Below are 25,656 nucleotides of genomic sequence, written 5' to 3'. Positions count from 1 at the left end.
TCGTTCCCCTCGTCATTCAGCTTATGCTGCCTTCTTGGCGGCGATCCAGCGGTCGATCTTCTGTTCCAGGATGGTCATCGGCAGGCCGCCGGTCATCAGTACCTGCGCGTGGAATTCGCGGATGTCGAATTTTGGCCCGAGTTCGGCCTCGGCTTTCTTGCGCAGCCGCTGAATGGTCAGCGCGCCGATCTTGTACGCCGTCGCCTGGCTCGGGATGGCGATATAGCGCTCGACCTCGGCGGTGGCGTCGGTTTTCCCCATGCTCGAATTGTCGAGCATGTACTTGATCGCTTGGTCGCGCGTCCAACCCTTGGCGTGGATTCCGGTGTCGACGACAAGCCGCATTGCACGCAGCATTTCATCGTCAAGCGTCCCCATCCGCTGGATGGGATCGGCATAAAAGCCCATGTCATAGCCCAGCGTCTCGGCATAAAGCGCCCAGCCTTCGGAAAAGACCGTCTGCCCGCCAAAGCGCATGAACGATGGCAGCGCCTCATTCTCCTGCGCCAGCATGATCTGGAAATGGTGCCCCGGCGACCCTTCGTGGAGGTAAAGCGTCGTCATGCCTGGCGTGGTGCGCGACGGCAGGTCGTAGGCATTGAAATAGAAGATGCCCGGGCGACTGCCGTCGGGTGTCCCGTTGCTGTACGATCCACCCGCCTCGAACTTCTCGCGGAACGGCTCGTACGGGCGAATTTCCAGCTTCGCCCTGGGAATGGTCGAGAAATATTGCGGCAATAGGGCATCGACCTTCTTGCCGATGTCGTAATAGCCCTGCGTCAGCGCCTCGCGGCTCTTCATCTTGTATTTGGGGTCCGTGCGCAGGTGTTCGAAGAACTGCTGCAGGTTCCCCTTGAACCCGACCTCCTGGCGCACCTTTTCCATCTCGGTCGTGATCCGCGCCACTTCCTGCAGCCCCAGATTGTGGATCTCGTCGGGGCTGAGCGGGAGGGTCGTCGTCGATTCGAGATTGTAGCGGTAGAGCTTGTCGCCGCCGGTCATGTACATCAGTCCGTCGCCGTCGCGCGCCGACTTTAGATAGTCGTTCTTGAAATAGTCACGCAGCCGGGTGAGCGCCGGGAACAACCCGTTGGCGATGATGTCGCGATACTCCGCGGTCAGCCGCGCCCGATCGGCGGCGGAGATGCTGTCCGGGAATTGCTTGATCGGTCCGTAATACGGCGAATCCGTCACCTTCATCTTCAGTTGGTTGTCGAGCTGCTCGATCATGTTGCGGACGGTCATCTTGGTCTCGACGACGCCGGTCTGCTGGCCCTGCTTGAAGCGGCCGATGGCGCGGTCGAGCAGTGTGATGAACTCGCGATGCCGCTTCAGATTGTTGTCGTAATCGGCGACCGTCTTGAACGGCGCCGCGCCCTTTCCGCTCGCCAGCGTCGGGTAGAAGGTGTGGAAACCGAAGAAGTGGTTGAGCGGTCGCGGCGCGGTCAATGCCAGCATGTCGGGCTGAAGCCCGCGCAAAGTGTCCTTCGTATTATATTCGAACACGTCATAGGCGAGCTGGTCGGTTTCGTTGAGCTCGGTCCGCGGGATCGCGTGAAGCGCCGCCAGCTCCTTTTCCGCCGCGGCGCGCTCGCCCGCATAATATTCGTCGGTCATGAAGTCGCCGAGGCGATCGGCATAGCGCTGGTCGCCGCGGAACAGCGCGCCGATCGGGTTGCGACGCAGATTGTCCTCGTCGCTATCCTTGAACAGCTGGAACAGCCGGTCATGTGCGCTGACCGTCGGCGCCGCGGGCTCCACCGGCACAACCGGCACCGGCTCCGCGGCGGCAACCGGTACAACCGATTCGGCCGAGGTGGTCGCGCATGCGGACAGCGCGAGAAGGGAGACGGAGATGATAAGAGAGCCGGCAAGCTTCATGGATTCATGACCTTTAGAAAAGCGCGGGTGTATTAGCCCACTAAAGCAGGAGAGGCGCGACGGCAACGCCCCCCTCGCGCACGCGGGGACAACGCTCATTCGGCGGAAGCGGAAGGCTCAATCGGCCTTCGATGAACGGCGGCGTCGCCTCTACCAGCCGCCGCCGCGCGGCGGATTGCCCGGCGGATTCGCGGGTAAGCGCCACAGCGGCAGATGTTGGGCAGCGCGTCGATTTGCTCGGACGTCGGCGACGGGCTCGCGCGCAGCAGCGCCGCAATCGCCATGATGAAGCCCGGCTCGCAATAGCCGCACATCGTCACCTGCTCGGCAATCCACGCACGCTGCACCGGATGCGCGCCGCCAAGCCCTTCGATGGTCGTCACTTGGGCGCCTTCGAGATCGCCGATGGTGACGCTGCAACTCATCGTCGCGCGCCCATCGACGATCACCGTGCAAGCGCCGCATTCGCCGCTGTCGCAGCCGAATTTCGTGCCCGTCAGGTTAGACGCCTCGCGCAGCGCCGACAGCAAGGGTGTCGCGGGATCCAGCCGATAGCGGATCGGCTCACCGTTGACGGTCATGCTGCTCATGCGCGGCAGGCTAGCGCGGGGCGCGCACCGCTGCCAAGATGGATCGATGGGGCGGATCAACATCACCGATGGTCGGGCAATCGGCTACGTCGAATCCGGCGACGGCGATGCGACGCCGGTCGTCTTCCTGCACGGCGTCGGGTCGGACAAATCGGTCTGGCGTCCGCAGCTCGACCATTTCGGCAAGCAGCGCCGCGCCCTCGCCTTCGATTATCCCGGTTACGGCGACAGCGATCCCGCGCCCCAGGGCACTACGCGTGACGATTATGCCGAGGCCATTCTGGCGGCGATGACTGCACTCGGCATCGAGCGCGCGCACGTTTGCGGACTGTCGCTCGGCGGCGTCGTGGCGATCGCCATGCACCATGCCGCGCCGGGGCGGATCTCCTCGCTGGTCCTCGCCGACACGTTCGCCAAGCACCCCGGCGGGCAGGGCATTTACCAGCGTTCGGTCGCGGGCAGCGCGGACATGCGCGCGCTCGCCGAGGCGCGCGTCGACGTGTTGATCGCCAATCCCTTAGTACGCGACGACGTCGTCGAGACGATGGCCCGCATCGACCCCGCCGCCTATCGCATCGGCGCGGAAGCTGTCTGGCTGGCCAACCAGGCCGACCGCGCGCGCGAAATCCGCGTACCGACGTTGATCACCTGTGGCACCGAGGACAAGGTAACGCCGCCAGCCCTCTCGGCGCAGCTAATGACCCTTATCCCGGGGGCCCGGTTCCCCGTAATCGGTCGCGCCGGACACCTTTCAAACCTCGAGCAGCCTGAAACCTTCAACGCCCTCGTCGCCAATTTCATCAAGAGCGTCGAGGAAACCGCGTGATCATCAATTCGCTGTCCTACAGCCGCATCGCTGTGCCATGGAGCCGCCCATCATGCGGCGCGGTTGGGCATTCCGGCAAACCTTTGGAGGTCATACCGCCGCCGTCTCGCGCGTGCGTTTAGGCAAGACCTTTTGTGACTTTCCGGGGCGTTGGCAATGAAGATTGCGTGCGTCGGCGGCGGGCCCGCGGGCCTCTATTTCGCCATTTCGATGAAGCTGCGCGACCCGGCGCATAAGGTCGACATCTTCGAACGCAACGCGCCCGGCGTGACCTTCGGCTGGGGCGTCGTCTTCTCCGATCAAACGGTTGAGAACCTCCAGGCCAACGATCCGGCGTCGGCCAAGATCATTGCCGATGAGTTCGCGCATTGGGACGATATCGACGTCCACATCCACGGCCAGACGATCACCTCGAGCGGGCACGGCTTCATCGGCATCGGCCGCAAACGGCTGCTTGAGATCCTGCAACAGCGCGCGCGCGAATTGGGCGTCGGCCTTCACTTTAATGACGAATGCGACCCCGCCGATCCACGCTGGCGCGACTATGACCTCGTCATCGCCTCGGACGGCGCCAACTCGCGCTTCCGCGACGCGCAGGAACCTGCCTTCGGCGTCGACATCGACGTGCGCGCCAACAAGTTCGTGTGGCTGGGCACGTCCAAGGTCTTCGACGCGTTCACTTTCGCGTTCGAAGAAACCGAGCACGGCTGGATCTGGGCGCACGCCTATCGCTTCGCGCCCGACTGCTCGACCTTCATCGTCGAATGCAGCGAGGAAACGTGGCGCAACTTCGGCTTCGACCGGATGGACCAGGCCGAGACCATCGGGGTCTGCGAGAAGCTGTTCGGCAAGTATCTCGACGGCCACCGCCTGCAATCCAACGCCGCGCATCTCGTCGGGTCGGCCGCCTGGCTCAATTTCAAGCGCATCAAGTGCGAGCGCTGGAATGCGGGTAATGTCATCCTTCTCGGGGACGCGGCGCACACCGCGCATTTCTCGATCGGCAGCGGCACCAAGCTCGCGCTCGAAGATGCGATCAAACTGGCCGAGGTGCTCAACCGGCCGAGCCTCAGCCTGCAAGCCGCGCTCGACGAATATGTCGCGGAGCGAAACCTTGAGGTCCTCAAGCTGCAGAACAGCGCGCGCAATTCGACCGAATGGTTCGAGACGCTCGATCGCTATTTGCATTTCGAGCCGCTGCAATTCGCTTATTCGCTGCTCACGCGAAGCCAGCGCATCAGCCACGAGAACTTGCGCGTCCGCGACCCCGAATGGCTGGCGAGCGTCGAGCGCTGGTTCTGGGAACGCGCCGGCGTGCCGGGCAAGTCCGCGGCGCCGATGTTTGCGCCGTTCCGCCTGCGCGACATGCGCCTTGAGAACCGCATCACCGTATCGCCGATGGCGATGTATTCGGCGGAAGACGGCACGCCGAACGACTTTCACTTCGTCCATTATGGCGAGCGCGCGCTCGGCGGCGCGGGCCTCGTCTTTACCGAGATGACCTGCGTCTCGCCCGAGGGCCGCATAACCCCCGGCTGCACCGGCCTGTGGAATGAGGAGCAGGCCGCCGCCTGGACGCGCATCGTCGATTTCGTCCACGCGCGCAGCAAGGCGAAGATCTGCCTGCAACTCGGGCATTCGGGCGCCAAGGGGTCGACCCGCGTCGGCTGGGAAGAGGACAATGCGCCGCTTCCCGACGGCAACTGGCCCATCATGGCCGCGAGCGATGTGCCGTGGTCGCCCGCCAACCAGGCGCCGACGCCGATGACCCGCGCCGACATGGATGCGGTGCGCGACCAGTTCGTCGCCGCGACCCGTGCCGCGATCGCCTGCGGCTTCGACATGGTCGAACTCCACGCCGCGCACGGCTATCTGCTGTCGGGCTTTATCACCCCGCTGCAGAACAAGCGCACCGATGAATATGGCGGCAGCCTCGAGAACCGGCTGCGATTCCCGCTTGAGGTATTCGCCGCGATGCGCGCCGCCTGGCCGGGCGACAAGCCGATGTCGGTGCGCATTTCCGCCACCGACTGGGCTGGCGATGACGGGATCACCGCCGCCGACGCGGTCGTCATCGCCGATGCGTTTGCACGCGAAGGCGCCGACCTCATCGACGTCTCCGCGGGGCAGACGTGGACCGACGCGCGGCCCGTCTACGGCCGCATGTTCCAGACGCCGTTCAGCGATCGCATCCGCAACGAGGGCCGCCTCGCAACCATGGCGGTCGGCAACATCTACGAGCCCGACCACGCCAACTCGATCCTCGCCGCGGGCCGCGCCGACCTCGTCGCGCTTGCCCGGCCGCACCTGATCGATCCCTTCTGGACGCTGCGCGCCGCGGCGCAGCTCGATTACCGCGACGTCGCGGTGCCGCCGCAATATCTCAACGGCATGGCGCAGCTGGCGCGCAACCTGAAGCGCGAGGCGGAGGCAGCCGCGGCGCTCAAGGTCTAGCACCGTCCTGAATCGTGACGCCGCGCCCGCGCATCTTGACGCGGTGGCATGAAAAGGCGGAAAAGGACGGCGGAACCGAGCCGACGCCTATTTGGGGGGCACACGGCTGTGCTTGAGAATTTTGAGGCTTTCGCCAAGGCGACCGATGCCGCGCGTTCACGCGCCACGCGTCTGCGCGCCGCGATTGCCCTCGCCGCGATCGGCTCGGCGACCATCGCCATCACCAGCGCCATGGCCTCGAACCCGGTCGAGCCGCCGCCCGTCGCCGCGCCCGCCCCCGTCCCGCAATATTATGGCGCCGCCGACATGCCCGCCGAGCAGCCCGTTGCCGACGACAGCGGCGCGAAGCGCTTCACCGGGCGCATCGGCGACAACCTGACGCTCGCCATGCAGGCCGCCGGCGTGCCCGATGCCCGCGGCCGAGAATATGTCGCGGTGCTGGCGCGCGCGATCCCGCTCGCCGATGGCCTCAGCGTCGAGGATAAGTTCGACATCGTCGTCGAGCGCAATGAGGACGGCAGCCTTGGCCAGTTGCTCTACGTCGGCCTCGACCGCGTCGGCCGCGCCGATGTCGCGCTCCTGAAGTGGATCGAGGGCAAGCAGGTGGTGTGGATCAACGCCGACGGCGTCGGCGGCGAAGCGCAGGCGGGCATGGCGCGCCCGGTCAGCGGCCGCTTGACCTCGGGCTTCGGCAGCCGCTTCCACCCGATCCTCGGCGCCGCGCGGATGCACAAGGGCATCGACCTCGCCGCCGCGAGCGGCACGCCGATCGTCGCCGCCGCCGACGGCCGCATCGTCGCCGCCGGCTGGGCAGGCGGCTACGGCCGGCAAGTCGCGATCGCGCACGGCGACGGCCTCCAGACCACTTATTCGCACATGAGCCGCATCGCCGCCGCAAGCGGCACCGCGGTGCGCCGCGGCGATGTCATCGGCTACGTCGGCAGCAGCGGCCTCTCCACCGGCCCCCACCTCCATTACGAGGTCTACCGCAACGGCCGTCCGGTGAACCCGCTCGACGTCAAGTTCGCCAGCGGCTCGGCCGAGCTGCAGGGCGAAAAGCTGCGCCAGTTCCAAGACGGCTTGCGTCAGCTGCTGGTGCTGCCGGGTCAGGGTTAAGGGTATGCGTGATCAGGACTGGATGGCGCTAGCAGTGCGCCTCATTGCGATCCAAATTGTCGGTGGCGTAATACTCGCATTTTCCTTGGGGTTTGCTCAGGAGCCGCCGTTGCTGGTCTACGCGGCAAGTGGATTTGCCTTTAGCGTTATCACGGTCGGCGTTTTCATCCTCATCGACACTTACGCCTGCTGGCGAGAGAACGGTGCGTCCGCGCTGAGTTACATTGTCGCGGGGCTGCAACGGCGCAAGCACAAGCTTAGACTCGCAGGCGCCGGATTGACGCTGGCAATCGTCCAACTCACTATCCTAACTTGGACGAAAGGGACGTTGCCGCTCGTCCAAGATTTTTGGGCAGACCCGTATCTAGCCGAGTTCGATCGAATGATACTCGGCACCGATGCGTTTCGTTTGGCTCAATTGCTGCCCGGCGGAGCGTTGATCGACCGACATTACAACACGTGGTTTCCCTGGCTTGCCGTGGTGTTCACGATGAATCTGTTCCGCGACCCTTCTGATAAGAAGTCGCAGGCCGCATTGTCGTTCTTTTTGACCTTCGCATTAGTGGGCGTGCTGGGCATGTTCCTGATGCCATCGGGCGGCCCAATATTCTACGAGCGGCTCGGCTACGGGGATCAGTTTGCTGGCCTCAATCCCCCGCAGATATCGTCGATGGCGTCGGATTATTTGTGGGCGAAGCACAACCATCTCGTCGTGGATGTTGCATCAGGCATCTCGGCCATGCCGTCGATGCACATTGCGATGGCGATGTGGACGTATTTGACGCTTATGTCGATTAGTCGAAGGGCCGGTGTGGTCGGCGCCATTTACGGCATCCTGATTCTGTTCGGCTCGGTTTACCTAGGTTGGCACTATCTGTCTGATGGCATCGCCGGTGCTCTAGGTGCGCTCGGATGCTGGCACCTCGCTCGCGTCCCCAATCGCAGAAGAGTGGATGCTCAAGATGGCGAACCGGTGACCGTACTTCGTTGAGATCGAATGCTTCGACTGGCGCTCCTTTCTCGATGCCCCGTGGTAGTGCGTTTTGTCGCGACGGCCAAAGCCACCATTGCGACGACGACACCTCCGATGATGTCCGCCAGATAATGTGCTCCGTTCACCAGGGTTGAGAATATCATCCCGAGGTTCAGCAGGATTAGAATCGGGCCTAGTATTTTTCGGTCGTACAAAGCCCATGCAAACATGATTGCGCCGCTGGTATGGAAGCTCGGCAGCGAAACGATACCCATGATCGCATTACTAAATTCAGTTATCTCGCCACTTCTTATGCCGTTGATGAGCGGGCCGAACTGCCACTGCCAGACGCGCCGTAATTCGGGCACCTCCTCTTTCGTGATTCCGTAGTGCAAGTAGGGGCCGTCCGCAGGGGCGAAGGGGAAGATGATCGCGGTGAGTAGCGACGCGATGCTCCACGCCGTGAAGAGCACGGGGAGCCGATCCCGTTTCTTGAGAATCAGCAGCAGGATTGGGACCAACCAGACTTGAGCAATAAAGGAGGAATATGCCGATTGGAACACGGTCATCATTCCCGGCGTGCGCTGGTACAGGTCAAAAAGTTGTAGCCAATGGAAGCCGATCGCCGCGTCAAAACCAATTAGCTCGGCATCACGCATAGGGCCGCTGATCGATGCTAGAGAAAAGGTTGTCGCTACAGTCACGGCCCCAACCAAGGGCATGAAGGACACCGCTTCAAGAAAGAGCGCGATACGGTCAAACCCATAACGTCGAGCGACCAGGGCCGAGACAAGTATCCACATTAGGACGCCGAAGCCGGCAAAGGCAGGACTGCTTCCCAACGAGAGGTCACTGACGGCGAAAACAAGGGAAAGCGACAAGGCCCAAAGTGAGAGGAGTGCGTAGGCAAATCTCATCGCGGGATGAATGGGGGAAGCTGTCGCCGTTTGCTCGGCTCTACGTCTGAATCTCGACCAAAGTGAGTGAGGCCGCGTGCGCGCCAAACGTTTCAACCGAATTCCTCCGAACACAGCAGACTCGCAGTAATGCTAGTCGGAGATTAGTTTCGACGGCAATTCCGGAACCCCCGAGGCTCCATTGGATTACGTCTTCCCGAGATGATCGATAAATTTACGACCAAGATGCGCGCGCGAGCAGACGCCGTACTGCTGACGTTGAACACCCGGCTTGATCGCATTCTGGTTGGCTGGCTGTTGATCGCCGGAGTCGCCTCGGTGACACGTATAGTTTTTACGCCCAGCAACGTGCCGGTAGCTCCACTGTCGAATTTTGCCTCTTATTCGTTGCTCGTCATCGCGCCTTTCGCGACCACCATGCTCGCCCTTCGCTGGTTTGCGATCAGTCCGCTCATGGGCCAACCCGTAACTAGGATGGGCTGGCTCAGTAACTGGCGAAATCTCACGCGCAAGGAGGCAACCAAGCATCGCCTGTACGGCACGGGCGGCATCATGGTCTCGCTCCTGCTGGGCATGATGCTCAATGTGCCCGTCCGCGCCTTAGAGTATATCGGGGCGATGCCTCCATTGCCCTTGGTTGCGCCGCACTGGCTGTCAGTGCTGCATTTCGCGATGACGTTGGACGTTGTGTTGTTCACCAGTCTTTATATGCTGGCCTTTGTCGCCGGTCTTCGCCGCATGGCATTTTTCCCGCGCTTGCTGGCTTCCATCTGGATCGCGGACCTCGCGATGCAGCTTGCGACGGCGAAACTGGTGATGGCCGCTGGTCCCTTGCCCGCGGGCGTGTCGACCGCCCTCCAATCGCTGCTCGAAGGAAACATGCAAAAGACGTTGGTCAGTATGGCGCTCTGGTTACCTTATCTGCTGCTGTCGACACGGGTGAACGTGACCTACCGACACCGCATTCCAGCCTGATCGCGATTCGTTTCGGTACAATTGCGCAATGATTTCCGGTCGTTGCGGCACTCGTCCGGCCGTGGTCGGCGGGTTGGAGCTGTTCGACTTTGGGACACTCCAAGTCGCCTTTTGAGCCATCGTTCTTGGCAGAAACGCATTTAGAATCAGCCACTTGCTTTGGTCGGAAACTCGACAGTTAATTAACCTGAAGTGAAAAACACTGGTTGACAATTTGTTAACAGAGTCGCAGCCGTTGCCGTAGCTGAGCGCTCCGGGGGCCTTGGCCTTGTCTGCACTCACTCGGTTCCAGCAGACGTGGCCAAATGAAAGTTCGCTTCTTTTTCCCGACGAACGCGAAGCGTGGACCCGTACCCCGGGAGGGGGCGCGGAGTCCGTTATAGCAAGGAAGGAAGAAGACATGACCAAGTTCATCAACATGCTGCGCGACGACTCCGGTGCGTCGGCCGCCGAATACGCCCTGATCCTCGCCATCGTCGGTTCGGGCATCGCCCTCGCCGCAATTTTCCTCGGTGGCGCGATCAGCAACTCGCTGCGCTCGACGGGCGAGGAGATCACTACCTGCACCACTGCAGACGCCACGACGGCGAGCGGCTGCTAAGCAATAACTGGGAAAGGGGCCGTCCCTTAGGGCGGCCCCTTTTTCCGGCGCGTCGTGGTGAAGACACTTCGTCAACTTTGGCGTTCCGCCAGCGGCGCTAGCGCCGCGGAATATGCGATGATCCTCGCGATCATCGGCACCGGCCTGGCGACTGCGGCTTACGCACTGGGGTCAGCATCGCGGACTCCTTCGGCGTGAGCGCCAATTACTTGTCGAATTAGTCGGCTAAACGACATAGCTTAACCAAAGCTAATTTTTGCGTTAGATTAATTGCGTAGCGACCGGGGGTCCAAGCATGTTGACACGGCAATCATGGATTGCGTTGGGGGTTGCGATAGTCCTTGGGCTGTTCGCAGTCTTAATCGCCAACAGCTGGCTTTCCGGCACCGAGCAGAAGAATGCGCTGTCCGGCACCACGCGGGTCGCCGTCGCCTCCGCACCGCTCGCCTACGGCACCGACATTACGGCGGATAAGGTCCGTTTCGTCGATTATCCCAACAGCGCCATTCCGCCCGGCGCCTTCACCAATGCCGCGCAGCTCGTCCCAGCCGGCCGCAAGCGTGTCGCCTTGATGCCCATCGGCATCAACGAACCGATCCTTGCCAGCAAGATTTCCGGCCAGGGCCAGGGTGCGTCGATCGCCGCCTTGCTGCCGCCCGGCATGCGCGCCGCCGCTGTGCGCATCAACGATGTGTCCGGCGTGGCCGGCTTCGTCCAGCCCAACGACAGCGTGGACGTGCTGGTCACGCGCACCGTCCCGGGGGCGCAGCAAAGCACCCAATTAACCGATGTCCTGATTCAGAACGTCCGCGTCATCGCCATCGACCAGCAGTCGCGCAACGCCGATGGGTCGCCCAAGGTGGCCAAGACAGCAACCCTCGAAGTGACTCCGCTCGATGCGCAAAAGCTTGCGCTCGCGCAGGAAATCGGAAGCCTCAGCCTAGTGCTGCGCAAGCCCGGTGAGGCCAACAATCCGGTGGTCGAAACCATCAGCATGAACGACCTTCGCTTCAACGTTTACGGCGGCGCCCGTTACCCGGCCCCCGCGGTGGTCGGCGGCTTCGGCAACCCCATCGGCGCAGCCGTTGGCGGCGCGATGGCGGTGCGCAGCAACCAGGTTGCTGCGGCGACCCGCTCCGGCTCGACGGCCCGGTCGAGCCGCCCGGCGTCCAAGCCCGCGGACACCAGCCGCAAGGTCGAAGTCTATCGTGGCACCAAGAACGAGGAAGTAGAGGTGGGTCGTTATGGCAATTAAGCCTCTGCATCGGGTCGCGCTGCTGGCGGCGGGAGCTGCCACGCTGGCCATGGCCGCCCCCGTCGCGGCGCAAGTCACCGTGGCCTCCGGCGTTCACGCCGGTGAGCTCGACGTGCCCGTCAACAAGAGCCAGGTGCTCCGCGTCGATCGGCCCTATTCGAAGGCGCTGATCGGCAATCCCGACATCGCCGACATCGTTCCGATCAGCGACAGTTCGGTCTACGTCCTCGGCAAGAAGGCCGGGACGACCAGTCTGACGCTCTACGACCGCGGCAACCGCCTCATTGCGGTGCTCGACGTGATCGTCGGGCCCGACGTCACCAACCTCAAGCGCCAGCTCGGCGAGCTCATGCCCGCCGACACCATCTCGGCGCGCATGTCGAATGAGAGCGTCATTCTCGAAGGCATGGTGTCCAGCGCCGCCGCCGCCGACCGCGCCGTCCAGATCGCCGAGACCTATGCACCGGGCAAGGTCGTCAACCTGCTCGCGCTGGGGTCGGCCCAGCAGGTGATGCTCGAAGTTCGCTTTGCCGAAGTGAAGCGCAGTGCCTTGAAGGATATCGGGCTCCGCACCTTCTTCGATAAGGGCAATACGCGGGGCGTGATCGGCAATGAGGCGAGCCTGCGGCCGGGCGCGCCCGTCGAAATCACCACACCGCTGCCGGGCGGGGGCGTTTCGAGCACCAGCGTGGCCGGTCCGTCCGTGCTTGGGGTAGGGTCGATCATCGGCAGCTTCGGCATCGTCTCGCGCGCCTTCAAGGCATTCGGCGTCGATTTCGACGTGACGCTTGATGCGCTCGAACAGAAGGGGCTCATCACGACGCTTGCCGAACCGACGCTGGTCGCATTGTCGGGCGAAACCGCGAGCTTCCTTGCGGGCGGCGAATTTCCGATACCGGTGGCGCAGAGCGGCGCGACGGGTGGCGGCGCGACCACGATTACGGTCGAATTCAAGCCGTTCGGGGTCAGCCTCGCCTTTACGCCGACCGTGCTTGCCGACGGTGTGATCAACCTGGTCGTCGAGCCTGAGGTCAGCTCGATCGATCCGACCGCGTCGATCACCATCAACAATTTGACCATTCCGGGCCTGCAAACCCGCCGCGCAAAAACAGTAGTGGAAATGCGTGATGGAGAAAGCTTCGCCCTCGCCGGCCTGATCCGCAAGGATTTCCAGGATACGGTACGCCAGGTGCCGTTGCTCGGATCGCTGCCGATTATCGGCACATTGTTCCGGTCGACCGGGTTCCAGAACGAGCAGACCGAACTGGTCATCATCGTTACGCCGCGGCTGGTGCAGCCGGTGCGCGCGGGGATGCTCAAGGCACCGACCGACCGGGTCAAGCCGCCAAACGAGGCCGACCTGTTCCTCAACGGCCGTACGGACAGCGCCGTGCCACCGTCATCGCAGCCCTTCGTGACGCCGCCCGGACCGACGCTGATGCCGCCGCCGTCAGGCGGCATGGCCGCCGTCAATCCCGCTGACCTTGAAAAGGATTATGGCCATGCGCTGTAAGGCACTTGCGATCACCGCTGCGGCTTGCGCGATGCTGGCTGCCTGCGCGACGCCAAACCCGAAAAGCCGGATTGGCGAAGAGGATGCGCTGTTCGGCGAATCCGTGCGCTTCAACGCTGCGGCGCAGATCATCAATCCGGATCCCGTATATCCTGAAGGTGCCGCAGAGCCCGGCAGCAGCGGTGCCAAGGGGGCCGCCGCCGTCACTCGGTATCGGACCGATCAGGTCAATGCCCGCCATCGCACCGAGGTGAACGCCGCAAAATCCGGCGGGCTGAGCACGACCCAAGGTACCAGTGGCGGGCCGAACTAGGAGATGCGTCGTGATCTGGGGCACGCTTAGGAAACTGTGGACGCAAACGGACGGCGCCGTTGCGCCGACGGTTGCATTGTCCATGGTCGGCCTGATTGCCGCAGGGGGTCTGGCTTTCGACTACGCCCGGCTGGTGACGATGGATACCGAGCTGCAGCAGGCCGCCGACCAGGCAGCGCTCGCCGCGGCGACGCAACTCGACCGCAGCGATAATGCCATTACCAATGCTACCGCCGCGGTCTCTGTCAGCGGGTCGAACCAGCTCGCGCTCAACCTGACGCGCTTTTCAAACGATTCGGTCGGACGTTCGGTCAGCGTTACGCTGACGTTCTGCGAGGAATTCGACGATTCAATAGCGACGAACGCCGCGGCCTGCACCGAAACCACCGATCCCAACGACAGCCGCTTCGTCATCGCGACGACTGCACTGCGCACCGCCAATTACGCCTTCACGCCCATTGTCGGCCTGATGTCCGGCACCGCGCAGGCGCATGCGGTGGCCGGCGTCGAATCGTCGATCTGCAATGTCGCACCCTTGCTTGTCTGCACGCCGAGCGATGATTTTCCGACCGAGGCGGATGTTGGACGCGGGATCATTTTGAAGACGGCGGGCGGCAACGCCTGGGCGCCTGGCAATTACGGCTTCCTCGATTTCGGCAATGGCAATCCAGCCGTCATCAATGCCCTGCTCGGGAATGGCCTGAACGGCTGCCAGGCCACCGACGACAATGAGACCGAGCCGGGCAACAAGAATGCCACCGACGCGATCAACACGCGCATGGACGTCTACGCGGGCACGCAGAAGAACGAGGCGAGCAAGTGCACGCCCTCCACCGGCGCCTCATGCCCTGCGGAAAATACACGCAAGGACATGACGCTCCAGATGACGTTCGAGATTCGCGTAGACTCGTCTGCGGCGGCTCCAACGCCCCCGGCATGCGGCTCTCCCGAAGGCGGAAATGTCAATTCGGGCGGGAAGACGTCCTATACGGCCGACTTTGCGCAGCACGGTCCCGCGCGTCAGTTCGGCCGCGACTCATGCCACTACACCGGGACATGCCCGGTCAACGGCGGCGCGCAGAACTTCGGCGACAAGGCCTGGGATCGCGATGGATATCTTGCTGCCAACCATCCGGGAATCGATGCCTCCGCGGTCGCGGCGGCGCTCGGCGGGGGCGCGACTGCTTCGACGCTGACCCGCTACCAAGTGTATCAGTGGGAGATTGCCAACAAGGCCACTGGCAAGCTCGACCCTCGCCAGATCGGCGCGGTCACACAAGACCCGCCAGATACCAAAGGCTCCAACACTACCTACAAGTTTTACAAGCAGTGCTCGTTCAGCCAGCCGCGCTTTGCAACGGCGGCATCGGCGGCTGCCAAGGATCGGCGAGTCCTGCCGATCGTAGCTGCCAACTGCGACGAATTGAAGGGCAAGGGCACGGCGTTCGAAGACTACATCATCCTGCGGGCGTTCGACATTTTCCTGACCGAACCGTCGCTGCAGCGATCGGCGGCCCAGACCGGTATCGCCGGCGCCACACTAGGTACCGACGACAAGGAAATTTACGGCGAAGTCATCGGTCCGGCAAAGCCCGTCGGCGGCGGCAACGGCTTCCAATATTACACTCGCGCACGGCCGTACCTGATCCGGTGATGCGCCGGCTTTCCGCCTTGTTGCGCGACCAGAGCGCTGCCGCCTCGGCCGAGATGATCTTCGTCATGCCGATCTTCATCGCGCTGATGTACGGATCGATGGAGCTTGGGAATTATTTCCTCGTCCAGCACGGCGTCACGAAGCAGGTGCGCGACGGGGCGAGGTTTGCGTCGCGAATGCCGCTTTCAGACACATATTCGTGTCCGGGGACGGTGTTCAAGGATGCGCAGGCTGAAACGAAGATCATCAATGTGACGAAGACGGGATCCGTCGACGGTACCGCGACCGGACGGTTCCCCGCAGCCTTCTGGAGCACGCCGTGCACCTCGGGCGGAAGCGCGGTGGGAGTAAGTGTCCGCTGCGTCGCCAAGGGAGGCTATGGTGGTGTCTATTCGGGCCTCAGCGGCCAGATCCCCGTCGTCAAGGTGAGCGCCAACCTCGATTATCCCACGCTGTGGAATTCGCTTGGCTTCAATGCCGGCAGCTATTGCCTGCGCGCCAACAGCGAAGTCGCGGTGTTCGGGCTATGACCATGCGCGCGCTCCTACGTTGCACGCGCGGCGCAACTTCGGCCGAGTTCGCAATGGTCGCACCGTTGCTGATTCTCCTCATCTTCGGGACGATCGACGTCGGCCGGTTCATGTGGGAGCTTAACCAGGCCGAAAAGGCGACTCAGATGGGCGCGCGGATGGCCGTTGTGACCACCCCCGTGTCTCCGGGGATCGTCGCTGCCAATTACGCCACCTCGACCCTCCCTGCCGGATCCACCATTCCGGCCTCCGCTCTGGGCACGCTGACATGCACCTCGGGCGGCTGCACCTGCGCGTCCAATTGCGCCGAGGTTTCCAACCTGTCGGTCGACAGCACGGCATTTAACGCGCTCGTCGCACGGATGCAGATGGTGAAGCCGGATGTGGCCGCGGCAAATGTGCGCGTGAGCTACCGCGGCTCGGGCTTCGGGCAGGCAGGCGGTGCTACGGGCCAGATGGAGATTTCGCCGTTGGTTACCGTCTCACTGACCGGCCTCAAATTCGTCCCCATCACGAGCCTGCTGTTCGTCCAGCTGAACCTGCCGGCTTTTTCCACGACGCTGCCCGCCGAGGACGCGTCGGGATCCATTTCGAACTGAGGTCTGAGGTGAGCGTCATCAACCCGAACGAAACTGCACGAACCTGGAAGGCGACGACGCGCGAAGCGTCGGTGCAGCTCTTCCTGAGCGGCGTGGAGGGCGATGCGGCGGCGCTTGTCGGGGCCCGCGTCGCGGACTTCCCGCTAGGCCTCAATATCGTCCCGACGGGCGACGCGATCAGCGCCGACGACCTGGCGGGGGCTGCAGCTGCCGTCGTCCAGGTGGACGCCGACAACCCCGCCTCTATCAAACGCTTCGAGCAGCTGGCGCGGCAAACCACGACGCCACTGATTGCGGCCGCTTATGATCCGCCGCTCGCCATCGTGCGCGCGCTGGTACGGGTCGGTGCACACGACGTGGTGCCGCTGCCGCTCAGCATCGACGAGCTGGAAACCTCGGTCGCGCCGATCCGCGACGAGCTCAATTCGAAGCAAGTCAAAGCAGCGGTGCGCACGTCGAAGATCGTCAGCGTGGTCAAGGGTCTCGGCGGTGTCGGCGCCACGTCGCTGGTGACGCAATTTGCCAGCCGCTTCGCCGCCAACGAGCGCCAGCATGGCCGCGACGCCTGTCTCATCGACCTCGACGTCCAGTTCGGCGATGTCGCCTTCCAGCTGGGCCTCCAGCCGCGCTTGTCGCTGGTTGAATTGCTCGAGGCCGGCGGACGGCTCGACGGCGAACTGCTGCGCGCGACCGCGACTGAACATGCGAGCGGCCTCCACGTCATCGCCGCGCCTGCTGACATGATGCCGCTCGAGAGCCTGAGCAGCGACCATGTGATGGAAATCGTCGAGCTGGCGGGCCGCGAATATGGCACCGTCTTCATCGATCTTCCGACCAATTGGACCAACTGGTCGCTGTCGCTTCTGGCCCAGTCCGACCTTGTCCTGCTCGTCACCGAGCTTACCGTCGCCGGCCTCAACCGCGCCAAGCGCCAGCTCAACCTGATCCAGTCGCAGGACCTTGGGTCGCTCGATGTGCGGATCGTCATCAACCGGTTCGAAAAGAGCCTGTTGCGCACGATCCGGCCGAACGACGTTCGCGAAGCACTGGGCCGTGACATAGGCTATACCGTCTCGAACGATTTCCGCCTGATGAGCGCGGCGATCGATCGCGGCGTCCCGATCGACGATATCAAACGCAAGACCTCGCTCGCCAAGGATCTCGACACGCTCGATGCCGGCGTGGCCGCGGCCCTGAATCTGGAGCGATAGCATCATGTGGCAGATCAAGAAGCCGCGTCACGAAGATAGCGAGGTGCAGGCGCGCCAGGACGTGTTTGAGGAGCATCAGCGGACCACCGTTGGTGACGCCGGCGCGTTCGCCAAGCGCGATTCGAATACCGAGCTTAAAGTCGAGCTTCACCAGCGGCTGCTCGACCTCATCAACCTGCAGGCGCTCGAGCAAATGTCGCGCGAGCAGATCGAGGCCGAGGTCGGCGACATCGTTCGCGAAGAGCTGGCCAAGCAGAACCAGGCGCTCAACAATGCCGAGCGCAAGCAATTGGTCGGCGACGTGCTCGACGAATTGCTCGGGCTTGGGCCGCTTGAACCCTTGCTCAAGGACCCGACCATCACCGACGTGCTGGTCAACGGCTGTAATCATGTGTTCGTCGAGCGCTTCGGCGTGCTTGAGCCAAGTCCCGTGCGGTTCAAGGACGAACGTCACCTGCTGCGCATCATCCAGAAGATCGTCTCCGCGGTCGGTCGCCGAATCGACGAATCCTCGCCGATGGTCGACGCCCGCCTGGCCGACGGCAGCCGCGTCAACGCCGTGGTGCCGCCGCTCGCCATCGACGGGTCGCTGCTGTCGATTCGTAAGTTCGCGCGGGTGCCGATCAGCATGGATCGTCTGATCGAAATTGGCAGTATCCCAATCCAAATGTCGGAAGTCCTGAAGGCGGTTGTCGGATCGCGCCGCAACGTCCTCATTTCCGGCGGTACGGGTTCGGGCAAGACGACCCTGCTTAACGCCATGTCGGCGTTCATCGACAATCGCGAGCGGATCGTGACGATTGAGGATTCGGCCGAACTCCAGCTGCAGCAGCAGCACGTCGTTCGTCTGGAAACGCGCCCGCCCAATATCGAGGGCCGCGGCGAAATCACCCAGCGCGAACTGGTCAAGAACTCGCTTCGTATGCGCCCCGACCGGATCATCGTCGGCGAAGTTCGTGCCGGCGAGGCCTTCGACATGTTGCAGGCAATGAACACCGGCCACGACGGATCGATGACCACGGTCCACGCAAACACCCCGCGCGATGCCCTGTCGCGCGTCGAACAGATGATTGGCATGAGCGGGATCGACATCCCGCCGCGTGCCGCGCGCCAGCAGATTTCGTCAGCGCTCGACGTCGTCGTGCAGGTGGCGCGTTTGTCGGACGGGCGCCGCAAGGTCGTCAGCTTGGCCGAACTCACCGGCATGGAAGGCGAAGTCGTCACCATGCAGGAAATCTTCCGCTATCGTCAGACGGGCGTCAGCGGCGACGGCATCGTCCAGGGCCGCTTCGAAGCGACCGGCATCCGACCGCGCTTCCTCGACCATGTGACGTCGCACGGCATCACCCTCTCGGCCGACCTGTTCCGGCCCGACGCGAAGTTCGACGCATGAACCCGACCTGGCTCAAGGCGCTGGCGCTGGTCTGCCTGTTCGGCGCGGTCTTCCTTGCGGTGGAAGTGCTGGTCAGTTGGCTCGCGAGCAATCGCGCCGAGGGCAAGGCGATCAATCTTCGCCTGCGGATGATCGGGCGCGGACGGACGACTGGCGAGACGCTCAACATCTTGCGCCGCTCCGACAGCGTGATCCCCGCCGGCCTGCCGCCTTTCGCGACCAGGCTGGCGATGAACCTCGAGCGCACATTGATGCAGGCGCAGCTCACGATTCCAACTGGGCGCCTCATGCTCGGCCTGGTCGTTGCGCCGATCGTGCTATTCTTCGTGGTCCTAGCGGCATCTGCCGTAGGGCTTGGCATGGGCGTCAGCGGTGGCCGCATCCTGATCAGCGCCGTGTTTGCGCTGCTCCTTGGCGCGGTGCTGCCGATCATGTTCCTCAACATGCGCGCCAAGAAGACGCGCAAGAAGATGCAGGACCAGTTTCCCGTGGCCCTCGACGTTTTCGTGCGCGGCTTGCGCGCGGGCCATCCGATTGCCGCCGCGCTCGACCTGCTGACGGTCGAAATGCCCGACCCCATCGGCACGCAGTTCGGCATGATCGTCGACGAAGTCACTTACGGCGCCGAACTTCGTGATGCGCTGCAGGGCATGGCCGAGCGCTGGGATCTCGAGGACATGCGCATGTTTGTCGTGTCGCTGTCGGTGCAGAGTGAAACGGGCGGCAACCTCGCGGAGATCCTCGAGAATCTCAGTCACGTCATCCGCGAACGCCAATCGATGATGATGAAGGTGCGCGCGCTATCGAGCGAAGGTCGCATGACCGCCGCCATCCTGACCATCCTGCCGATCGGCACCTTCGTCGGCCTGTTCCTGCTCAACCCGGCGTTCTTCTTCGAAGTGTCGGACGATCCCTGGTTCATCCCGGGCTTCACCATCCTCATCATCTGGTACCTGATCGGCGTCTTCGCGATCAGGAAAATGATCGACCTGAAAGTGTAGCCCATGCTTGAGCTTGTCGCCGATAATCCAACCCTTCGCGCGCTTCTTCTGGTGCTGCTGTTCGCGGTCGTGTCGATCGTCGCTTTCTACGCTGCGCAGTCATTCGGCGGTCGCCAGATTGCTCGCCAGCGGCTGATGGAAGGCAATCGCCCAACCGGAGACGTGACGATCGGGTCGCTTCGAAGCGACCGGACCGAAAGCGCGTGGCTCAAGCTCGTGAACTCGATCGAGAAGCGCGGCCTTAGCCTCGTCGACACCAAGGATGCGGCGCTCCGGCAGAAGCTCATCGCTGCCGGTTTCACCGCCGAATATGCGCCGCGGCTCTACACCCTGATCCGCCTGCTCCTGGTGATCGGGCTGCCGCTGCTCGCCCTATCGCTGATGTGGTCGGCCGGGTCGAGCCCGGGCATCATCAAACTCTATTTCACGCTCAGCATTGCCGCGGCAGTGGGCCTTTACGTCCCCAGCCTCTTCGTTCGCGCCAAGGCCGATCGCCGGCAGCAGGAGCTGATCAACGGCTTTCCCGATGCGCTCGACCTGATGCTCGTCTGCGTCGAAGCTGGGCTTGGTCTTGAAGCGGCCTTCTCGCGCGTCGGCATGGAAATGACCCAGTCTCATCCGCGCCTTGCCGAACAGTTTGGCGCGGTCGTCCTCGAACTTCGCGCGGGCCGCAGCCATGAGGATGCCTTGCGCCGGCTCGCGGATCGCTCGGGCTCCGATGAAATTCGCGCTTTCTCGACGCTTCTCATTCAGTCAACCAAGCTCGGGTCCTCGATCGCGCAGACCCTCCGCATCTACGCCGGGGAAATGCGCGAGCGCCGCAAGATGCGGGCGGAAGAAAAGGCGCACCGCCTGCCCGTTCTCATTTCGATTCCCCTGGTGACTTGCATGCTGCCGACGATGATCGGCGTGCTAATGCTGCCGGCCGCGATCCGCGTCGTTCGCTCGATCGTGCCGGCGATGGCGGGAGGTTAACACATGACACGCAACGCAAAGCTGCTTGTGGCACCGCTGGCGATGACCCTCGTCTCATGCGTCGCGACCGATGGAAAGTTCGACGTTCGGCCGATCTCCAACCCGCTGGCCGAAGCGCAGAAGCGCGGGTCACCGATGATCCAGGAGGGCCGCAACTTGCTTGCGCTTGGCAGTGTCGGCCTCGCGCTGGAAGCATTCCGCAAATCCTTGCGCGACGAGCCCGCCAGCAATGTCGAAGCGCTGGCCGGTATCGCTGCCTGCTACGAGCGCATGGGCCGCTGGGACCTGGCGCGCGCCAATTACGAGTCCGCGCTCGCGATCGAGCCGCAGAACATCATCCTGCTCAACAGCTTCGCCGCCGCGCTCGACGGACAAGGCAAGCACAGCGAAGCGGCATCCATTCGCGCGGAAATCGCGCGGCGCGATGCAGCAACGGTCAACGCCGCGGCACAGGAAATTGCCGTGGCGGCAACGGCGGAGATCCCCGCCGTCCAGCCGGATCCCGTGACGGTCGCGTCGATGCCGCCGGCACCCTCGATAACGGTCGCCTTGCCGCAACCTCGCGCCATCGCCCAAGCCGCGCCAACGCCTTTGCCTGTGTCCAAGCCGATCGCGCTGACTACGGGACCGCGCCTTGAGCGGACGTCGCTTGGCGAAGTCGCCCTGGTGACGACGAGCCAGCCCTTGTGGCGGCCGCAGGTCGTCGCGCGGACGCAGCAGAGCGTCACCGTCAAGTTCGTGCCGCTGCGCGCCGCCTATCGTGATACGCGCATTCGCCTCCTCAACGCTGCGCGCCGCGAGGGGCTTGCCGCGCGCACCCGTGTCGCACTTGGCCGCAAGGGGTGGAACCGGGTCATCATCGGTGACGCCGACCGCGTCCGCGACCGGACCTTGGTACTCTACTCGCTGGAGAGCGCGGACGCCGCGCGCCGGCTGTCGCAGGAATTCGGGTTCGGCATCGCGCGCAACCCGCGCTCCGGGCCGCTGACGGTCCTGCTCGGCCGGGATTCGGTGCGGCCCTCACAAGCCAAAAGCTGATGGTCCTGCCGTTGGTGCTGACGGCTGTCGCGGCTGCGGCGCCCATCGGCGACCCTATCGCCGAGGCCGCGTACGCAATCCAGGCCGGACGGCTTGATCAGGCGCGCGCGATGATTGCCAAGCAGATCGCCGGTGGCGCGCGCGGCCCAATCATCGAACGGCTGCTCGCCGACCTCGCCTTCGCCTCGGGCAAGCATGCCGAGGCGTTCTCGCGCTATGAGTCTTTGACGGTGAACGGAGACGCCGTGCTGCTCGAGCGCGCAGCGATCAGTGCGGTCAAGTCAGGTGCACTCGACCGGGCAAAGCCGCTTGCCGACCAGGCCGTCGCCGCCCCCGGTGCCTCGTGGCGCGCATGGAACGTGCGCGGCGTCGCGGCCGACCTCCGCAACGACTTTGCTGTGGCGGACGAATCCTACCGGAAAGCGCTGTCGGCAACGCCCGACCAGCCCGACGTGCTCAACAATCTCGGCTGGTCGCACCTGTTGCGCGGGGAATGGCAGCAAGCCGCGGCTGCGCTCGAGAAAGCAGTGGCGGCCAAGGGGGCCACGCAGCGAGCGCGCAACAATCTAGAGCTGGCGAAGGCTGCCATCGCCAGCGACTTGCCCCGGCGCGCGGCGGGCGAATCAGATGCGGACTTTGCCGCGCGCCTCAATGACGCCGGGGTCGCGGCGCAGATCCGGGGTGAGCGGCAACGCGCAATCGCCGCCTTTGCGCAGGCTATCGCAACGCGGGACAGCTGGTACGACCGTGCTGCCCGAAACCTCAAGCGCGCGGAATCCAATCAATGAACCTGTTCGCCTCGGCCCCAGATTACCTGCTCTGGCTGCTCGGCGCGCTGCTGGTCGCGGCGGCAATCCAGGATGCCGTCCAGCTCAAGATCTCCAATTACATCTCGGGCGCGGCGCTGCTCGCGGGAGTCGCGGCGGCTGTGCTATCGGGGCTGGAGCTTGCCGTCTGGCAGAACCTGGCCGTCCTTGTCCTGACGCTGACGATCGGCACCATGATGTTTTCCAGGGGTATCCTCGGCGGCGGCGACGTCAAGCTGCTCGCGGCGGTGGCCCTGTGGACCGACCTGTTCGGCGCGGTTCGCCTTGTCACCAGCATCTTCATCTTTGGCGGCATCCTGGCGCTGATCATCATCCTCGGCCGGGCTGTGGCGCCGCAGAAACTCTCCGAACGGGTCGCGGTTCTCCGGCCCAAGATGGGCATTCCGTACGGCATCGCGATCGCTGTCGGGACCTTGTTCATCGTCATTGCCGCCCAGCAAGACGCACGGCCGAAGACATACGTCCCTACGGGCGTCACGATCCAGCAGAGCGGCTGAGGGCGAACCTAGAACGTCCGGCCGATGCCGATGCTGACGGTCCGCGGATCTTCCGCCTCACCTGATGAGGCAGAGTCCAGTCTGAGCAGGATCAGTGAATCGAACAGGTTGCGCACCTGTGCGAACATCTTGACCCCCGCAAGGTCATATTCGGCACGCACATCGACGTTCGTTGCCCTGTTCACCCGCCGCTCGCGACTGTTTGAAGGATCGCTGAAGTAGGCACCCCGGTGACGCAGCTGCCCGGACAATCTGAGTCGATCCGTCACGCGCCAATCCACCGCCGCGGTCGCGGAATAAGGCGGCGACCGGTCGAATTGCTTGCCCTGAAGCGACGCGCTTTCGCCGGCGCCAACGAGCACCTTTGTATCCAAGAGGCCAAGCGCCAACCGGGCCGACAGCCGAGCGCTCACCTGCCACGCGAAGTCGGCTTCCGCGCCAATCGTGCGCGCCTTGGGCACGTTGTGCTTTGTCGACATTCCCCGCGGCTAGCGCGGTGAGAACGATTAGGGAACAGACTTGACTGTTACTCCCGGGGGTTCAAAATGCGGAGTCGCTTGAAGGCCGGAGAATTGAGTTGGCTCGTTACATCGTTCGCGCGTCGGGGCGGCGGGCCCCGTCGAGTTCCAGCAGCGCCTCACCATCGACCAGGCGCTAGAGAAAGCGAAGGAGCTGAAAGAAGCGCACTTTACGCACATAACGATCCACAATGTCCTGAACGGCGTTGAGATCACAGATCTTGAAGCGCTCATGGATGCGACCGGGAACACCGAAAGTTCCTAACGTCTGCCTTCGACCCAAAGCAGACATTAGCGTCCCCCAGCGGCCCGCCGCTGCCCTCGAGCCGTATGAAACGCAAGGCGCATCCCGAAGGCCGATAGTCCAGCCAGCCCGAACCACGTCAGTGCGTAGATTAGGTGGGCGTTGCGAAAGCGCACGATTGTTAGCCCTCCGATCGGCAAACCGCCTGTATTTTGCCCCGGCCCGGCATCGATAAAAAAGGGGGCTATAGATCCCAGGTCCCTCGCCTCTGCGATTGCCGCCACATCCCGGCTGTACCATCGGTTCTCGGCAGGCCGATTGGCGCGTAAAAACCGCCCCTTCGGCTCGCTCAGGCGCACCAGCCCTTCGACCTGTGCCTGTCTGTCGGTCCCCACGGCGGTCCGGCCTTGTGGAACGAAGCCCCGATTGATCAGGATCAGCCCGCGCTCCGTCCGCAACGGCGTCATCACCCAATGCCCCGGCCCATGCTCGGTCAACGCCTCGACCAAGGTTTCGCGATCGTGGAGAAAGGTGCCACTAACTCGCACGCGCCGATATTCGAACTGCTTGGGGTCTATGGTGGCCGGAACGTCGACCGCAGACTGCGCCAGCCGCGTCTCCACCCGCTCGATCAAATCCAGCTTCCACCGCAGGCGCTCGACCTGCCACACGCCCAGCGCACCGAACAGCAGGGCGAAGGCCAGGCACAAGGCGGGCAGAACGAGCCGGCCCGCCCGCATTCGAGTCACGGCGTTTCGGCCATCTGCCCAGGCATCATCCCCGGCATCATGTTCGAATTGAGGTGGTACATGATCCACAGCGACCCCGCGATCGTGATCAAGAGGATCACCGCGGTGAAGATGTAAGCCAGCATCGTCCACCCGCCCTCAGCCTGTGTGTTGACATGCAGGAAGCAGAATGTGTGAACGAGGATCTGAAGCACCGCGAACAGGATAACCAGCGCCGAGGTCGCGCCGGGATTCTCCAGCACATTGCTCATTACTAGCCAGAAGGGGATGGCGGTCAGCACCACCGACAGCAGGAAACCGACCAAGTAGCTTTTGCGCGAGCCGTGGCCCTCGATTGCCAGCGGGGCGTCCATGTCGCGGCGTTCGGCGCTCATCGCAGCATTCCTAGCAGGTAAACATAGGTGAAGACGCCGATCCACACGACGTCGAGAAAATGCCAGAACATGCTGAGGCACAAGAGCCGCCGGCGGTTCTCCGCGATCAGTCCGCGCTTCTGCACCTGGACCAGCATCACCCCTATCCAGATGATGCCGAAGGTGACGTGAGCGCCGTGGGTACCGACCAAGGTGAAGAAGGCTGAGAGGAAGCCGCTGCGCTGCGGCGTCGCGCCTTCCGCGATCAGATGGCTGAACTCATAGAGCTCGACCCCCACGAAGCTCAGGCCCAGTAGCGCGGTCACCGCCAGCCACGCTTGGACGGTGCGAATTTCGCCGCGCTCCATCGCCAGCATCGAGAAGCCGTAGGTGACCGATGAGACGAGCAGGATCGCCGTGTTGAGCGCGACAAGCGGCAGGTCGAAAATGTCGCGCGGGGTCGGCCCGCCTGCATAGCTCGTGCCCAGCACGCCGAAGGTCGCGAAAATCGAAGCGAACAGCAAAGCGTCGCTCATGAGGTATATCCAGAAACCCAGCAGCGTCGGGCTCGCCGGATGCGCCTCGTGCCCCTCGCCGGTCTCGTAGAAGAGCGGTGCCTCGCTTGCTGCGATCTTGCCTGCGGTGGTTTCCAT

26 protein-coding genes are annotated in these 25,656 nt (G+C 63.5%); 19 read left to right on the top strand and 7 right to left on the bottom strand.

The genetic code is table 11. From position 1 onward, the window contains the following. Positions 1 to 21: 21 nt before the first annotated feature. Positions 22 to 1,881, bottom strand: a complete 1,860-nt coding sequence (locus H9L13_RS03135) for a DUF885 domain-containing protein (RefSeq protein WP_187538959.1) — start codon at positions 1,879 to 1,881, stop codon at positions 22 to 24. A gap of 95 nt (positions 1,882 to 1,976) precedes the next feature. Beyond that, positions 1,977 to 2,471 carry a (2Fe-2S)-binding protein gene (locus H9L13_RS03130; protein WP_187538957.1) on the bottom strand — a complete coding sequence of 165 codons (495 nt, stop codon included), beginning with the start codon at positions 2,469 to 2,471 and terminating at the stop codon, positions 1,977 to 1,979. A gap of 46 nt (positions 2,472 to 2,517) precedes the next feature. On the opposite strand from H9L13_RS03130, the gene H9L13_RS03125 reads away from it, so the two are divergent. From H9L13_RS03125 to H9L13_RS03110, 4 genes are all read left to right on the top strand, one after another. Then, complete coding sequence (locus H9L13_RS03125; protein WP_187538955.1) at positions 2,518 to 3,297, top strand: alpha/beta fold hydrolase; 780 nt, start codon at positions 2,518 to 2,520, stop codon at positions 3,295 to 3,297. A gap of 156 nt (positions 3,298 to 3,453) precedes the next feature. Further along, a complete protein-coding gene (locus tag H9L13_RS03120) occupies positions 3,454 to 5,751 on the top strand; it encodes a bifunctional salicylyl-CoA 5-hydroxylase/oxidoreductase (protein WP_187538953.1) in 2,298 nt (765 codons plus the stop codon). Positions 5,752 to 5,859: 108 nt separating this feature from the next. After that, a complete protein-coding gene (locus tag H9L13_RS03115) occupies positions 5,860 to 6,867 on the top strand; it encodes a M23 family metallopeptidase (RefSeq protein WP_187538951.1) in 1,008 nt (335 codons plus the stop codon). 4 nt (positions 6,868 to 6,871) lie between these two features. Beyond that, positions 6,872 to 7,858, top strand: coding sequence for a phosphatase PAP2 family protein (locus tag H9L13_RS03110; protein ID WP_187538949.1), 987 nt, complete (start codon positions 6,872 to 6,874; stop codon positions 7,856 to 7,858). Here the strand turns inward: H9L13_RS03110 and H9L13_RS03105 are convergent. Next, positions 7,825 to 8,757 (bottom strand): phosphatase PAP2 family protein, encoded by a 933-nt coding sequence (locus H9L13_RS03105; RefSeq protein ID WP_187538947.1) that lies wholly within the window; start codon positions 8,755 to 8,757, stop codon positions 7,825 to 7,827. The two genes, H9L13_RS03110 and H9L13_RS03105, sit on opposite strands and share 34 nt — an antisense overlap. 201 nt (positions 8,758 to 8,958) lie before the next feature. Here H9L13_RS03105 and H9L13_RS03100 point away from each other — a divergent pair, with 201 nt between their 5' ends. From H9L13_RS03100 to H9L13_RS03030, 15 genes are all read left to right on the top strand, one after another. Continuing rightward, on the top strand, positions 8,959 to 9,732 hold the full coding sequence (locus H9L13_RS03100; RefSeq protein ID WP_187538945.1) for a DUF2569 domain-containing protein: 774 nt from the start codon (positions 8,959 to 8,961) through the stop codon (positions 9,730 to 9,732). A 400-nt stretch (positions 9,733 to 10,132) separates the two neighbouring features. Then, on the top strand, positions 10,133 to 10,333 hold the full coding sequence (locus tag H9L13_RS03095; protein WP_187538943.1) for a Flp family type IVb pilin: 201 nt from the start codon (positions 10,133 to 10,135) through the stop codon (positions 10,331 to 10,333). A gap of 322 nt (positions 10,334 to 10,655) precedes the next feature. Next, positions 10,656 to 11,588, top strand: coding sequence for a Flp pilus assembly protein CpaB (gene cpaB / locus H9L13_RS03090; RefSeq protein ID WP_187538941.1), 933 nt, complete (start codon positions 10,656 to 10,658; stop codon positions 11,586 to 11,588). Beyond that, positions 11,578 to 13,101 (top strand): type II and III secretion system protein family protein, encoded by a 1,524-nt coding sequence (locus tag H9L13_RS03085; RefSeq protein ID WP_187538939.1) that lies wholly within the window; start codon positions 11,578 to 11,580, stop codon positions 13,099 to 13,101. The genes cpaB and H9L13_RS03085 overlap by 11 nt, the downstream gene beginning before the upstream one ends. Beyond that, complete coding sequence (locus H9L13_RS03080; RefSeq protein ID WP_187538937.1) at positions 13,091 to 13,414, top strand: hypothetical protein; 324 nt, start codon at positions 13,091 to 13,093, stop codon at positions 13,412 to 13,414. The genes H9L13_RS03085 and H9L13_RS03080 overlap by 11 nt, the downstream gene beginning before the upstream one ends. 10 nt (positions 13,415 to 13,424) lie before the next feature. Further along, positions 13,425 to 15,068 carry a pilus assembly protein TadG-related protein gene (locus H9L13_RS03075; protein ID WP_187538935.1) on the top strand — a complete coding sequence of 548 codons (1,644 nt, stop codon included), beginning with the start codon at positions 13,425 to 13,427 and terminating at the stop codon, positions 15,066 to 15,068. After that, positions 15,068 to 15,598: a TadE/TadG family type IV pilus assembly protein gene (locus H9L13_RS03070; RefSeq protein WP_187538933.1), complete on the top strand. Its 531-nt coding sequence runs from the start codon at positions 15,068 to 15,070 to the stop codon at positions 15,596 to 15,598. The genes H9L13_RS03075 and H9L13_RS03070 overlap by 1 nt, the downstream gene beginning before the upstream one ends. A 2-nt stretch (positions 15,599 to 15,600) precedes the next feature. Next, on the top strand, positions 15,601 to 16,197 hold the full coding sequence (locus H9L13_RS03065; protein WP_187538931.1) for a TadE/TadG family type IV pilus assembly protein: 597 nt from the start codon (positions 15,601 to 15,603) through the stop codon (positions 16,195 to 16,197). A gap of 8 nt (positions 16,198 to 16,205) precedes the next feature. Next, a complete protein-coding gene (locus H9L13_RS03060) occupies positions 16,206 to 17,408 on the top strand; it encodes a CpaE/TadZ family protein (RefSeq protein WP_187538929.1) in 1,203 nt (400 codons plus the stop codon). Positions 17,409 to 17,412: 4 nt separating this feature from the next. Beyond that, positions 17,413 to 18,801: a TadA family conjugal transfer-associated ATPase gene (locus H9L13_RS03055; RefSeq protein WP_187538927.1), complete on the top strand. Its 1,389-nt coding sequence runs from the start codon at positions 17,413 to 17,415 to the stop codon at positions 18,799 to 18,801. Continuing rightward, complete coding sequence (locus H9L13_RS03050; RefSeq protein ID WP_187538925.1) at positions 18,798 to 19,802, top strand: type II secretion system F family protein; 1,005 nt, start codon at positions 18,798 to 18,800, stop codon at positions 19,800 to 19,802. The genes H9L13_RS03055 and H9L13_RS03050 overlap by 4 nt, the downstream gene beginning before the upstream one ends. A 3-nt stretch (positions 19,803 to 19,805) precedes the next feature. Beyond that, complete coding sequence (locus tag H9L13_RS03045; protein ID WP_187538923.1) at positions 19,806 to 20,777, top strand: type II secretion system F family protein; 972 nt, start codon at positions 19,806 to 19,808, stop codon at positions 20,775 to 20,777. A gap of 3 nt (positions 20,778 to 20,780) precedes the next feature. Continuing rightward, the gene (locus H9L13_RS03040) at positions 20,781 to 21,815 is read left to right on the top strand and encodes a LytR C-terminal domain-containing protein (protein ID WP_187538921.1); all 1,035 of its coding nucleotides are present in this window, start codon (positions 20,781 to 20,783) and stop codon (positions 21,813 to 21,815) included. Beyond that, positions 21,815 to 22,603, top strand: coding sequence for a tetratricopeptide repeat protein (locus H9L13_RS03035; RefSeq protein ID WP_187538919.1), 789 nt, complete (start codon positions 21,815 to 21,817; stop codon positions 22,601 to 22,603). Before H9L13_RS03040 ends, H9L13_RS03035 begins: the two co-directional genes overlap by 1 nt. Then, positions 22,600 to 23,139 carry an A24 family peptidase gene (locus H9L13_RS03030; protein ID WP_187538917.1) on the top strand — a complete coding sequence of 180 codons (540 nt, stop codon included), beginning with the start codon at positions 22,600 to 22,602 and terminating at the stop codon, positions 23,137 to 23,139. Before H9L13_RS03035 ends, H9L13_RS03030 begins: the two co-directional genes overlap by 4 nt. An 8-nt stretch (positions 23,140 to 23,147) precedes the next feature. On the opposite strand, the gene H9L13_RS03025 is transcribed toward H9L13_RS03030, so the two are convergent. The 4 genes from H9L13_RS03025 to cyoC form a co-directional block, all read right to left on the bottom strand. Next, a complete protein-coding gene (locus tag H9L13_RS03025) occupies positions 23,148 to 23,618 on the bottom strand; it encodes a TonB-dependent receptor domain-containing protein (RefSeq protein ID WP_187538915.1) in 471 nt (156 codons plus the stop codon). Between the two features lie 330 nt (positions 23,619 to 23,948). Continuing rightward, a complete protein-coding gene (locus tag H9L13_RS03020; RefSeq protein WP_187540088.1) occupies positions 23,949 to 24,641 on the bottom strand; it encodes an SURF1 family protein in 693 nt (230 codons plus the stop codon). Positions 24,642 to 24,646: 5 nt separating this feature from the next. After that, positions 24,647 to 25,024, bottom strand: a complete 378-nt coding sequence (gene cyoD / locus H9L13_RS03015) for a cytochrome o ubiquinol oxidase subunit IV (RefSeq protein ID WP_187538913.1) — start codon at positions 25,022 to 25,024, stop codon at positions 24,647 to 24,649. After that, entirely contained in the window at positions 25,021 to 25,656 is a 636-nt protein-coding gene (gene cyoC, locus H9L13_RS03010) for a cytochrome o ubiquinol oxidase subunit III (RefSeq protein ID WP_187538911.1), read from the bottom strand. The genes cyoD and cyoC overlap by 4 nt, the downstream gene beginning before the upstream one ends.

It is taken from the genome of Sphingomonas lutea (genome assembly GCF_014396785.1).
GTDB lineage: Bacteria > Pseudomonadota > Alphaproteobacteria > Sphingomonadales > Sphingomonadaceae > Sphingomicrobium > Sphingomicrobium luteum.
The sequence above is the reverse complement of the archived record's forward strand: the minus strand, read 5'-3'. Positions and strand labels throughout refer to the sequence as shown.

Coding starts and splice junctions, on each gene's coding strand:
- H9L13_RS03135 (WP_187538959.1), bottom strand. CDS start 1,881: ATGAAGCTTGCCGGCTCTCTTATCATCTCCGTCTCCCTTCTCGCGCTG.
- H9L13_RS03130 (WP_187538957.1), bottom strand. CDS start 2,471: ATGAGCAGCATGACCGTCAACGGTGAGCCGATCCGCTATCGGCTGGAT.
- H9L13_RS03125 (WP_187538955.1), top strand. CDS start 2,518: ATGGGGCGGATCAACATCACCGATGGTCGGGCAATCGGCTACGTCGAA.
- H9L13_RS03120 (WP_187538953.1), top strand. CDS start 3,454: ATGAAGATTGCGTGCGTCGGCGGCGGGCCCGCGGGCCTCTATTTCGCC.
- H9L13_RS03110 (WP_187538949.1), top strand. CDS start 6,872: ATGCGTGATCAGGACTGGATGGCGCTAGCAGTGCGCCTCATTGCGATC.
- H9L13_RS03105 (WP_187538947.1), bottom strand. CDS start 8,757: ATGAGATTTGCCTACGCACTCCTCTCACTTTGGGCCTTGTCGCTTTCC.
- H9L13_RS03100 (WP_187538945.1), top strand. CDS start 8,959: ATGATCGATAAATTTACGACCAAGATGCGCGCGCGAGCAGACGCCGTA.
- H9L13_RS03095 (WP_187538943.1), top strand. CDS start 10,133: ATGACCAAGTTCATCAACATGCTGCGCGACGACTCCGGTGCGTCGGCC.
- H9L13_RS03085 (WP_187538939.1), top strand. CDS start 11,578: ATGGCAATTAAGCCTCTGCATCGGGTCGCGCTGCTGGCGGCGGGAGCT.
- H9L13_RS03080 (WP_187538937.1), top strand. CDS start 13,091: ATGCGCTGTAAGGCACTTGCGATCACCGCTGCGGCTTGCGCGATGCTG.
- H9L13_RS03070 (WP_187538933.1), top strand. CDS start 15,068: ATGCGCCGGCTTTCCGCCTTGTTGCGCGACCAGAGCGCTGCCGCCTCG.
- H9L13_RS03065 (WP_187538931.1), top strand. CDS start 15,601: ATGCGCGCGCTCCTACGTTGCACGCGCGGCGCAACTTCGGCCGAGTTC.
- H9L13_RS03055 (WP_187538927.1), top strand. CDS start 17,413: ATGTGGCAGATCAAGAAGCCGCGTCACGAAGATAGCGAGGTGCAGGCG.
- H9L13_RS03050 (WP_187538925.1), top strand. CDS start 18,798: ATGAACCCGACCTGGCTCAAGGCGCTGGCGCTGGTCTGCCTGTTCGGC.
- H9L13_RS03045 (WP_187538923.1), top strand. CDS start 19,806: ATGCTTGAGCTTGTCGCCGATAATCCAACCCTTCGCGCGCTTCTTCTG.
- H9L13_RS03040 (WP_187538921.1), top strand. CDS start 20,781: ATGACACGCAACGCAAAGCTGCTTGTGGCACCGCTGGCGATGACCCTC.
- H9L13_RS03035 (WP_187538919.1), top strand. CDS start 21,815: ATGGTCCTGCCGTTGGTGCTGACGGCTGTCGCGGCTGCGGCGCCCATC.
- H9L13_RS03030 (WP_187538917.1), top strand. CDS start 22,600: ATGAACCTGTTCGCCTCGGCCCCAGATTACCTGCTCTGGCTGCTCGGC.
- H9L13_RS03025 (WP_187538915.1), bottom strand. CDS start 23,618: ATGTCGACAAAGCACAACGTGCCCAAGGCGCGCACGATTGGCGCGGAA.
- H9L13_RS03020 (WP_187540088.1), bottom strand. CDS start 24,641: ATGCGGGCGGGCCGGCTCGTTCTGCCCGCCTTGTGCCTGGCCTTCGCC.
- cyoD (WP_187538913.1), bottom strand. CDS start 25,024: ATGAGCGCCGAACGCCGCGACATGGACGCCCCGCTGGCAATCGAGGGC.
- cyoC (WP_187538911.1), bottom strand. CDS start 25,656: ATGGAAACCACCGCAGGCAAGATCGCAGCAAGCGAGGCACCGCTCTTC.